Origin of the sequence: uncultured Veillonella sp. (assembly GCF_900545205.1) — a bacterium.
GTDB lineage: Bacteria > Bacillota > Negativicutes > Veillonellales > Veillonellaceae > Veillonella.
Genome location: NZ_UQYC01000015.1, coordinates 17,032 through 29,185 on the forward strand (window position 1 = coordinate 17,032; position 12,154 = coordinate 29,185).

At 40.8% G+C, this 12,154-nt stretch carries 8 protein-coding genes and 1 other RNA gene; all 9 read right to left on the reverse strand.

What is annotated here, in order from left to right; genetic code table 11:
* Positions 1-43: 43 nt before the first annotated feature.
* Positions 44-2,788: a DNA translocase FtsK gene (locus tag QZR70_RS02690; protein WP_295792938.1), complete on the reverse strand. Its 2,745-nt coding sequence runs from the start codon at positions 2,786-2,788 to the stop codon at positions 44-46.
* Positions 2,789-2,870: 82 nt separating this feature from the next.
* Positions 2,871-4,172, reverse strand: a complete 1,302-nt coding sequence (locus tag QZR70_RS02695; protein ID WP_295792939.1) for a replication-associated recombination protein A — start codon at positions 4,170-4,172, stop codon at positions 2,871-2,873.
* A gap of 176 nt (positions 4,173-4,348) precedes the next feature.
* Positions 4,349-4,521: non-coding RNA, 6S RNA (ssrS, locus tag QZR70_RS02700), on the reverse strand.
* Positions 4,522-4,601: 80 nt separating this feature from the next.
* The gene (aspS, locus tag QZR70_RS02705) at positions 4,602-6,407 is read right to left on the reverse strand and encodes an aspartate--tRNA ligase (RefSeq protein WP_295792941.1); all 1,806 of its coding nucleotides are present in this window, start codon (positions 6,405-6,407) and stop codon (positions 4,602-4,604) included.
* A gap of 8 nt (positions 6,408-6,415) precedes the next feature.
* On the reverse strand, positions 6,416-7,687 hold the full coding sequence (gene hisS / locus QZR70_RS02710; protein ID WP_295792943.1) for a histidine--tRNA ligase: 1,272 nt from the start codon (positions 7,685-7,687) through the stop codon (positions 6,416-6,418).
* Entirely contained in the window at positions 7,687-9,114 is a 1,428-nt protein-coding gene (gene hemZ, locus QZR70_RS02715; protein ID WP_295792946.1) for a coproporphyrinogen dehydrogenase HemZ, read from the reverse strand. Before hemZ ends, hisS begins: the two co-directional genes overlap by 1 nt.
* Positions 9,107-9,598 (reverse strand): Fur family transcriptional regulator, encoded by a 492-nt coding sequence (locus QZR70_RS02720; protein ID WP_105085886.1) that lies wholly within the window; start codon positions 9,596-9,598, stop codon positions 9,107-9,109. Before QZR70_RS02720 ends, hemZ begins: the two co-directional genes overlap by 8 nt.
* 40 nt (positions 9,599-9,638) lie before the next feature.
* The gene (locus tag QZR70_RS02725; RefSeq protein ID WP_295231240.1) at positions 9,639-10,274 is read right to left on the reverse strand and encodes an MBL fold metallo-hydrolase; all 636 of its coding nucleotides are present in this window, start codon (positions 10,272-10,274) and stop codon (positions 9,639-9,641) included.
* A partial coding sequence (locus QZR70_RS02730) for a bifunctional (p)ppGpp synthetase/guanosine-3',5'-bis(diphosphate) 3'-pyrophosphohydrolase (protein ID WP_295792948.1) occupies positions 10,274-12,154 on the reverse strand: 1,881 nt, incomplete at its 5' end. The genes QZR70_RS02730 and QZR70_RS02725, both read right to left, overlap by 1 nt.

A 12,154-nucleotide genomic window follows, 5' to 3' on the forward strand; every position in this document is an offset into this window, starting at 1 on the left:
GTTCCTTTCTAACTCTACATACTACTCAATCGTAATCATTCAATTATTGTTCATCATTGGAGTCCGAGAAATAGCGAGCCTTTGCTTGTTCAGGGCTCATTAAAATTTCTCGAGCTTTACTGCCCATGCTAGGGCCAACGATTTTAAGATCTTCCATCGTATCTACAAGACGAGCCGCGCGAGTATAACCTATGCGGAATCGACGTTGCAACATGGATACAGAAGCTTGACCAGATTCCATTACAAGATTAACAGCACGCTCTAATAATTCATCACGGTAAATATCATTTTCTTCAGATGATTCTTTCTCTGTTTCCTTTTCAGCCTCTTGCGTAACAGTATCATCATATTCTGGTTCTCGTTGAGCTTTTACAAATTCCACAAGATGTTCCACTTCATCATCAGAGATGAATGCACCTTGTACACGAATTGGTTTATTCGCCCCGATTGGAGCAAACAACATATCACCTTTACCAAGTAATTTTTCTGCCCCTGCCATATCGAGGATGGTACGGGAGTCAATTTGAGAACCTACGGCAAAGGAAATACGGCTCGGTACATTGGCCTTAATAGAACCAGTAATAACATTAACAGATGGACGTTGTGTAGCAAGTACCATATGAATACCCGCAGCACGCGCCATTTGTGCTAAGCGGCTAATAGATTCTTCAATATCATCAGGAGCTGTCATCATAAGGTCAGCTAACTCATCGATGATTAATACAATCAACGGCATAGCCGCCTTAGGATGCGCTTCGTTATAACTCTTGATATCACGCTTACCAGATGCTGCAAAGGCTTTATAGCGAGCCTCCATTTCACGAACGGCCCAACGCAATACAGCAGCTGCTTTTTTCATGTCTGTTACAACTGGCGCCATCAAATGAGGAATGCCGTTATAAATAGACAATTCAACCATCTTAGGGTCGATTAATAATAACTTGACCTCTTCCGGTTTACGACTAAAGAGAATACTGGAAATCAACGTATTAACACATACAGACTTACCAGAACCCGTAGTACCAGCTACGAGCAAGTGAGGCATCTTCGCAAGGTCTGTAATAACAGGTTTCCCTGCAATATCTTTACCAAGACCAACAGGAATGCCACCACGCGCATCCTTGAAGTCACTGCAATCAAGAACATCGCGCAAATGCACGGCCTCTGTTGTCTTATTAGGAACCTCAATACCAATAGCGGATTTACCAGGAATTGGAGCCTCCATACGAATATGTTGAGCCGCTAAATTAAGGGCAATATCATCTGTTAAATTAACGATCCGGCTAACCTTCACACCTGGTGCAGGTTCAATTTCATAACGTGTAACAGTTGGGCCTTGCGTTGCATTAACGACCTTAGCAGTAATGCCAAAGTTGCTCAATACATTTTCAAGCATTATTGCATTTTGTGCTACTTCTTCACCATTGCTTTGACTCCCCTTCCCTTTCGCCAAAATATCAAGGCTTGGGAAATGGTAAGGTCTATCATAGGTACGGTGAATTTGACCCTCTTTAGACACTGCCACTTGTGCGGTATCTTCTGTAGTACTAATGGTAGACGGTACTTGCAAGCTCATGCCATTCATACCTGCACCAGCACTTACAGAACTTGCAGCAGCACCTGTTCCAGGTACAGCAGAAGCTATCGCAGCGTGATTAGTTTCTAACGGACCAATCGTTGTATTTTGATATGTGAACTCCGGATGTTCCACATGAGTATTGTCTACTGATTCAGAATCATCTGTATACCCTTCATCTGGAGTATATGTATAATCCTCATCTGGAACATATACATAATCATCACCTGTAGATCTACTAGCATCAGAGAATTGATCGAAATCATCTGCATCATAAGACTTAGCATCACCAGAAGCTTCAGAAATATTCGCCAATTGTTCCGCTGCTCGATTGCGGGCCTCTATCTCAGCTAATTCTTTCCAAGATGTAGGAGCCTTTGGTGTTTCCACAGTTGTCACTGTGTCTACCATAGGTTCATGGTCTACAACCGTACTAGGTTCAACATTATCTCTATCGGTAGCTATGCCGCGTTTTTCCAATGTATCTAGCGCTTGATCGGCAGCATCAGCAAAGCGTGTATCCTTTTCCCTGTTATACGCTTTACGTTGCTCTGCTGCTTCTTTTCGTTGTTCGTTCCAGTCTTCAAAGACCTCTTTAGCTACAGCCACCTTTTCAGCAGCCACTTCTTTAGCTACATCTAATCCTACTTGAGTTTTATCCGCCGCTTTTTGCAAGCCACTGCGCAAGGATAAACGGGTAATTAGAATACCAAAGGCAAGTAATAAGAACACATCTAAAATGATAGCCCCTAGTTCACCTAATAATGTGCGAAGGAATGTAGCGATGGCGCCACCTACAACACCACCTTGATTAGCCAATTGCGTTGTGATAAGTTCCTGCCCCTCAGGAACGCGCCACAATGGAACGAGAGCTAGCAAAAATAGGAAGAACAAGGTCATTACAACGCCTCGTTTAGTAATGGAAATAAATGTTCCCTTATATAATAATCTCCAACCTACCCAGAAAACACACAAACAAGGAATAATCCCACCTAGGCCGAAGCCGTAGCGGAATATACCTGTTAAGATTTCACCGACAAGACCGAGTTCAAAGCCAAAGAATCCGAGCAGGGAAATAACTGCAAAGGCAATGATAATTAAACCTTTAACTTCGCTACGCAAGGAAAATCCTTGAGATTTAGTTTGCTGTTTTGTACTTGTTCGCTTTCGTCGTGTATTGCGTTTTTTGGTGGAAGTTTTTTCTTCTGCCATAAATCTATACAAACCCCTTACTTATATAACATTACAGTAAATTAACTAATCATTATATTATAGCATATATCGAAGTATTTAGTTAACTTTTACGCCGTTCCTCCCAGTCACGAAGTAACTGTTCTTCTTTCCCTCTCTTAATACCATTGTAGTATGTAGCATCTACAAGAGGTGTTGGTAAATACTGCTGCTTTACATAGCCATTTGGATAGTTATGAGCATATTTATAAGTGTTCCCATGGCCTAGTTTGCTAGCCCCACTATAATGACTATCTTTTAAATGATCTGGCACCTGTCCACAATCCTTGTGGCGCACATCCGCAATGGCTGCATCAATTGCCATATAAGCAGAATTACTTTTAGGCGCTAAGGCTACATAGCAAGCCGCCTCAGATAATATAATGCGCGCTTCAGGGAAGCCTACCATATGAGCGGCTTGAGCTGCTGCATTGGCGAGAATCAGAGCTTGCGGATCTGCTAGGCCTACATCCTCAGCAGCACAAATTACGATACGACGAGCGATAAAGTTAGGGTCCTCGCCAGCTTCAATCATACGTGCCAAGTAGTGCATCGTCGCTTGCACATCAGAACCACGCATACTTTTAATAAACGCAGAAATCGTATCGTAGTGGCTATCACCTTTTTTGTCGTATGTATAAATACGGCGGCCAACGACCTTTTCAAGGACCTCTATAGTAATAGCCCCTTCATCGGGTACCATTGCTGCCGCCTGCTCTAAAATATTTAAAGCCATACGCCCATCGCCATTGACGAAAATCCCTACATCTTCAAGAACTTCATCTGTCACCTGTAGATGACGTTTACCAAGGCCCACCTCTTCATCTGTAATAGCACGGCGCAAAATTTGGCCTATAGCCTTTGGTGTAAGCGCTTCTAGTGTAATTAACCTTAGACGAGATAAAAGCGGTCTATTTACCTCAAAAAATGGATTTTCTGTGGTAGCGCCAATGAGGATGATTGTACCATCCTCTACACAAGGTAATAACACATCTTGTTGGCTTTTATTAAAGCGATGAATCTCATCGAGGAATAAAATGGTTCGTTGTTGTAAAGATCGCACCCGCTTACGAGCATCCTCTATGATATTACGCAGCTCACCTATGCCCGCATTAGTAGCATTTAAATTTACAAAATGGCTATTGCTAACCTTCGCAATAATACCTGCCAGTGTAGTTTTACCCGTTCCACAAGGGCCATAAAAAAGCATAGATGGAATTGTATCCTTTTCAACCATGGCGCGCAAGAAAGTCCCCTTCCCTACCGCTTTTTCTTGACCATATAAATGGTCTAATGTGGTAGGACGCATACGCACCGGTAACGGTTCATACGTATTGGTAGGCGTCATATCAAATAAACTATCCATTCTATCACCTCAATCCATAACATCTTATCTATTAACTCTAAAGTTTTATTAATCGTACAGTCCAGTAAATTGTATTCATTAAGAATATAATTTATAGATCAATAGCCTATAATAACGATATTGGCTGGTCTTTTCTATATATAGTATATGACATTACATGCCATTTTTACACGCAAAAAAGCCCCACCATGCCGTAATGTACCGCGTTTTGATCCTGCTTAGGGCAGGTGGGTGTCCTCCTCATCCTTCAGTTGTCCCGTAAGGGCGTAACGTTCAGACGAGAGTTCGGACTCCCGAAGTAAATGTGTTGGCTCAAAACTGCGATATCACACGCACATGGCAGGGATATCTTATACATAAATAGTATCAGAAAGATTCGTAATTAACAAGTCTTGACATTTCAAATTTAATCAATTCTTGCCTATGTTTTTACACCAAAGATTGCTCTTCTTCTTCCTCGATATCTGGTTTAATATGCAACTCTTTTAATTGCTTAGGTTCTACTTCAGATGGAGCTTGGCTCATTACATCAGAAGCAGATTGAGTTTTAGGGAATGCGATTACGTCGCGGATAGATTGACGTTTTGCCATCAACATAACAAGACGATCAAGGCCGAATGCACAACCAGCATGAGGAGGTGCACCGTATTGGAATGCATCAAGCATGAAGCCGAATTTAGATTTAGCTTCTTCTTCAGATAAACCAATAGCTTTGAATACTTTTTCTTGTACATCGGATTGGTAAATACGCAAGGAACCGCCACCGATTTCAACACCGTTCAATACCATATCGTAAGCAATCGCTTTTACGCTGCCAGGATCAGATTCCAATTTATCAAGATCTTCATGACGAGGCATTGTGAACGGATGGTGCATTGCAACATAACGTTTTTCATCTTCGTTATATTCGAACATAGGGAAATCAGTTACCCATGTGAATGCCAATTTATCTTGGTCAATCATGTTCATGCGGCGTGCCATTTCAAGGCGCAATTCACCTAATGCACGTGCTACAGTTGCAGGTTTATCAGCAATCATCAATACAAGGTCGCCACCTTTAGCGCCCATTTTTTCACCGATATTGCGGATTGTATCTTCACCTAAGAACTTCATGATTTGAGATTTAATAGAACCATCTTCATTGAAGCAAGCCCATGCAAGACCTTTCGCACCGTAGCGGTTTACATATTCAACAAGGTCATCAAGTTCACGACGTGGAATACCAGCATCGCCAGGTACAACGATACCTTTAACTACACCACCGTTATCGATTACAGAGCGGAATACTTTAAACTCTGTATCTTTTACAAGATCAGTTACATCAGTAAAGGCCATATCGAAACGAAGATCTGGTTTATCAGAACCGTATTTATCCATTGCTTCATCCCATGTAATACGAGGCATAGGCAATGGAATTTCTTTGCCCAATGCAGTTTTGAATACATGAGCAATCATTTCTTCAAGCATGGAGTAAATGTCTTCTTCATCTACGAAGGACATTTCCAAGTCGAGCTGAGTGAACTCAGGTTGACGGTCTGCACGCAAATCTTCATCGCGGAAGCAACGAACGATTTGGAAGTATTTTTCATAACCAGCAACCATCAAGATTTGTTTGAAAATTTGTGGAGATTGTGGCAATGCATAGAATGTACCAGCATTTACACGAGAAGGTACTAAATAGTCACGAGCGCCTTCTGGTGTAGATTTAGTAAGCATTGGAGTTTCAATTTCCAAGAAATCGCGGCTATCGAAGAAGTCGCGCATTGCTTTCGTTACTTTATGACGCAAAATCAAGTTGCGTTGCATTTCTGGACGACGTAAGTCAAGGTAACGATATTTCAAACGAATATTTTCATCTACATCGATATCATCTTGGATATAGAATGGAGGAGTTTTAGCGGAGTTTAATACGCGCAACTCTTCACAGTACATTTCATATGCACCTGTTGGAAGATTTGGATTGATAGCTGCTTCATCACGTTTTGTAATTTTACCACGTACGCAAAGTACATATTCGTTACGAACATCTTCTGCTTTGTGGAAAGATTCTACGTTATGGTCTGGAGACGCTACTACTTGTACTACGCCAGAACGATCGCGTAAATCCAAGAAAATCAAACCACCGTGGTCACGACGACGTTCAACCCAACCACATAATACGACCTCTTTACCTACCTCTTGTTCAGAGATGGTGCCACAACCGTGCGTACGGTGTAAGCCTTGCATTGTTTCCATTCTAATTGTCATCCTTTCACCAAAGAAGTTATACGTTCAGAAACTGTATCAAGTGGTACAGTTTCTTGTTCACTAGTTTCCATGAATCGGATTATGGCTTCCCCACGAGCCAATTCATCATCACCCAATATGATAACATATTTTGCATTAATTTTGTTAGCATATTTTAATTGTGCCTTCATACTCTTGCCCTGTCCGTCCATTTCAACGGATACATATGCATCATGTAATGCTTGGCAAATTTTGAAAGCCTCTACCTTAGCCGCATCACCAAGAGCCACTACAAATGCAGATGGTTCAACAGTTGGTTCAGGCAACAAGTTTTGTTTTTCAAGGGCTAATAGCAAACGCTCCATGCCCATAGCAAAGCCAATTGCTGGCGTATGAGGACCATCAAGTTCCTCTACAAGGCCATCGTAACGACCACCACCTGCTACGGCACTTTGTGCGCCTAATGGAGTATATTGTACTTCGAATGCTGTCTTTGTGTAATAATCTAGACCACGTACAAGGCGAGGATTTAATGTATATTGCACATTAGCAGCCGTTAAATATGTTTTTAATTCTTCAAAGTGATCATGACACTCTTCACATAAATGTTCGTGAATTTCAGGAGCACCTACGGACAAGGATTTACATATTTCATTTTTGCAATCCAAGATACGCAAAGGATTTTTATATAAACGTTCTTGGCAATCACTGCATAATTGTTCTTTTTTAGGTTCAAAGAATTCAATTAATTTTTCACGATATACAGGGCGGCATGTTGGGCAACCTACAGAGTTCACCTCTACATTGAGGTCCTTAAGGCCAAAGTCTTTCAACAATTGTACAACCATGCAGATAACTTCACTATCTACAACTGGAGATTGAGAACCTAATACCTCTGCCCCAAATTGGTGAAATTGACGGTAACGTCCAGCTTGTGGTTTATCATGACGGAACATAGGCCCCATGTAATACCATTTTGTTAGACCTTCTTTACCGTATACTTTATTTTCTAAGTATGCACGTACAGCAGAAGCCGTATTTTCAGGACGCAATGTGAAGCTAGAGCCACCGTCATCGCCTGTAGTAAATGTATACATTTCCTTTTGTACTACATCTGTAGTTTCACCGATACCGCGCAAGAATAATTTAGTATCTTCAAAGGCAGGTGTGCGAATTTCATTGAACCCGTATACTTTACAAATTTCACGCATACGTTGTTCAATATAGTGCCAATTTATCATTTGCTCTGGCAAAAAATCTTGTGTACCTCTTGGTTTTCTAATAGCCATTACACAACCTCCCAAAATTTCTCACAAATTCTATGTCGTTTCTCTAATAGTGCATCTATCGTTGCGTGATAAACATCAACATCCTTTGGCATGTGCTGTTTCAATTGACGATATTCAGGAGCTCGCATCCACTTAGATGAGCTACCTGGCCCCATGGATAGAATGCTTTGTCGCTCTTCCATGATCTGAATATTATATTCGCACGCTTTACCGGGCAAGGTATAGCCAATATTCTCTAACTGCCCTCTCATATATTGTTGGCGATATAGATAATATGGCACATAGCCAGCTGCTTCAAGACGCTCTTTACCATATTGTACCATTTCTGCTACGAGATGTTCTTCAGGAATATCATCTTGCATATTTAAATCATACAATGGGCTACCACGTTTTAATGCTAACGTATGAATTGTAACATTTTCCGGCAGATTTTGACATACATAATCCATATTCTCTATCATGTTTTGCATCGTTTGATTTGGTAGACCGGCAATAAAATCCATATTTACCGCTAACGACGTATTATGTTTGACATATTGTAACAACTCATCAATATCACGTGCACTACGTCCACGCCCTATGCGACGTAAAATATCATCTTGCATCGTTTGTGGGTTAATACTGATACGATTGACACCTAAATCAAGCATAGATCGTAACTTTGTAGGATTAACAGAATCCGGTCGCCCCGCTTCTACAGTAAACTCATGACCGTCAGGAACAAGTATAGATAGCTGTTTCAGAACTTGGTGAAAGTCTTCGTCCCCTAGCACCGTCGGTGTACCGCCCCCCATATAGAGGGTATCTACCGTTAAGCCATAAGATTCAACAATAGTTTTCATATCCTCTATGTCCCGGCCTAAGGCAGTTAAAAATTGGCTTTTACCATCATAGTCCTGATAGAGTCCATACGGAAAGGAGCAGTAAACACAACGAGTATCGCAAAATGGAATACCACAATAGAGACTCACCTTTTTATCGTCTGTATCAGCTAAAAACGGACGTTGGTATTCACCTATAGCTCCTAAAGTGGCAAGTTTTTCCATAGACACAGAAAACTCGTCCCTAATGTGACGAGTTGCTGTGTGGACAGAGCCATATGTATCTATATATTTATGTAGCAGCTTTGTAGGGCGTACACCGACCATAGTCCCCCATGGTGCATCAACTGGCAAGCCTTGATATTCACGCAAATAGCTTAACAAAGCTTGCCCTATTTGACGTCGTCCCATAGAGGAAACGGGGCCTTCAAAAGTCTGAACCGTGTCACCAATGGTAACTGTTAAGGTATACAATCCATCGACTTCGTGAGCTTTAAGGATAACATCTGGATGCACCTTGTCAGAAAACAGACCTGCAGCACCACAATTATGGGCCACTACAGAACCAAGCGGTAATGGTCCCGTATATAGATATCCATTAAGCATGGTGATGAGCCATACGTTCTAATTTTTCAAGTTCTGCTTCAGACATATGATTTTGGCAGTCGCTGCAATAACCATATACTTTCAATTGATGGTCGATAGTGCGGAAGTTCAATTTTTTAGCGATAATGGACTCTAATGTTTCAAGCATATCGTCTTCAAACTCGGATACTTTTCCACATTTAACGCAGATCAAATGATGATGGAAATGAGCGAACTCTTCATCATTTAATTCGTAACGGTTACGACCATCGCCGAAATCAAGACGTTTCAACAAATCAAGTTCAGTGAAGAGATCAAGTGTTCTGTAAATAGTAGCCAAGCCGATATCAGGAGCCACTTCTTTTACAAGTACATATACGTCTTCTGCACTTAAATGATTTTCATCAGCATCGATGAAGGCTTGTAAAATTGTTTGACGTTGTGTAGTCAATTTGTATTTTTTGTCTTTAATGCGTTCTTTTAATTTTTCTAATGTTGTATTCATGATAACTATCCCCTTTACTTCTTACAAAATTTTATAAAACTTACGCCCCAACGAATGGATTGTATTGTTTTTCATAACCTATATTTGTTTCCGGCCCATGACCAGGATACACCATAGTATTATCAGGCAACTTATAGAGCTGCGTTTTAATGGATTCCATTAACGTCTCATAAGAACCATTTGGAAAATCTGTACGTCCTACGGAATCTCTAAATAGTGTATCGCCTACAAATACAAGGCCTTCCATATAATAACATACCCCACCTGGCGTATGACCTGGCGTTTCAAGTACTTCAAGGTCAATAGCGCCACATGTAATATGGTCACCTTGCTTAACCTCGATGATATCAGCATTTACCTTAATGGGTGTAGAATTGCTATACGCACTAAGGTTGAGCTCAGGGTCAGCCAAATACGGTACATCACCCTTTTGAATATATACAGGCACATGATATGTATCTACAATATCTTGAACGCCACCAATATGATCACCATGACCATGGGTTAACAAAATCGCCTTTGGTTTTAAATCATGTTTCTTTAAAGACTCTAATACTTCAGCAGTAGCAGGATCAATAATGAAAGCTTCTCCTACCTCTTTATCTCCGATAACATAACAGTTAGTCCCTAATGGACCTAATGGCATGCGCATAAGCACTAATTGTTGTTCACTCATTAAGCCCCTCCTTTACTACGTTGTACCGTATATACTTCACGAATACGACGCAACTTAGTCATAACAAAATCAAGTTGTGAAATATCTCGGATATCAACAACTACATTGATACTTACGGTTTTAGTATCTTCTTGAACCTTTGCATTGATGTTTGTAATGGTGATTTTCAATTCTGAAAGTACAGCCATAACCTCCATCAACAGACCATTTCGATCATAAGCTTGGATATCGATGCCTACGTGGAAAGATTCACCAGAGGAACCATCCCAGGAGACTTCAATCATACGCTCTAAATCTTCTGGCGTATGGCCTAAGCTCGTACAATCGGAGCGATGGATGGATACACCACGACCACGCGTGATATAACCGATGATATCATCACCAGGAACTGGGCTACAGCACTTCGCCATACGTACCATGACACCAGCTTCCCCTTTTACAAGAACGCCCGTACCATTTTTGGTCGTTTTTGGCCCTTGAGCTTTTAACTTCTCAATGATTTGTTCAGTGCTGCGCTTAGACTCTTCTGCTTCTTTAGATTTTTTATAAAGTTCAATTAACCGCAAGAGAACAGTGCTGACAGGAATACCACCATAGCCACAAGCAGCAAACATTTCCTCTTCAGTACCTGCTTTCAGCTGTTTTGTAACTTGTTGGAGACGATTATCAGCGATTAATTCTTTCCAACTATAGTTTAATCGTTTTGCTTCTTTTTCAAGTGCTTCTAGGCCTTTTTCAATATTTTCAGCTTTATTTTCACGCTTGAACCAGTTGCGAATTTTGCTCTTACTTTCAGAAGAGCCTACGATATTAAGCCAATCAAGACTTGGGCGACCTGTTTTAGATGTAATAATATCTACAATATCGCCATTTTGTAAGGTGTAATCTAGCGGTACAATTTTACCGTTTACCTTAGCCCCTACACAGCGATGACCAACATCGGTATGAACGCGGTACGCAAAATCAAGTGGAACCGAACCGATAGGCAATTTAACAACATCGCCTTTTGGTGTGAATACAAATACCTCACCAGAGAAAACGTCTAGTTTTAACGCATTAACTAGTTCTGTTGGATTACTTGTATCTTGCCATTCAAGGACTTGGCGTAACCAGGCAACCTTTTGGTCGAAATCCTTATCGCCATTTTTATTGCCTTCTTTATAGCGCCAATGAGCCGCAACACCATACTCAGATACACGGTGCATTTCCCATGTACGAATTTGGATTTCTACAGGTTGCCCCATGGTACCGATAACCGTTGTATGCAAGGATTGATACATATTAGATTTCGGCATGGAAATGTAATCCTTGAAACGATACGGCAATGGTTTCCACAAGCTATGTGCAATACCTAGAACGGCATAGCAATCTGGAATTGTATCAACGATAACACGAACAGCGAGCAAGTCATAAATTTGAGATAAATCACGATTGTCCTTTTTCATCTTCTTGTAAATGCTGTAGAAGTGTTTTGGACGACCTTTAATATCTGCCTTAATATGAGCTTCCCCTAACGCTTTTGTAAGTTGGCTCATCGTATCATTTACAATGTCCTCACGAGCTTGGCGTTTTTGTTTCATTTGATCTACAAGATCATAATATTTTTCCGGCTCTAAATAGCGGAATGATAAATCTTCTAGTTCCCATTTCACATTGAAGATACCAAGGCGATGTGCTAAAGGAGCAAAGATTTCTAATGTTTCCTTTGCAATGCGCTTTTGTTTATCGCTACGCATATGCTTTAAGGTACGCATATTATGTAAGCGGTCACCTAATTTAATAACAACGACGCGCACATCCTTCGCCATAGCTAGAATCATCTTCCGATAATTTTCCATTTGGCGATCTTCTTTTGTTTCATATTGGAATTGGTTTAATTT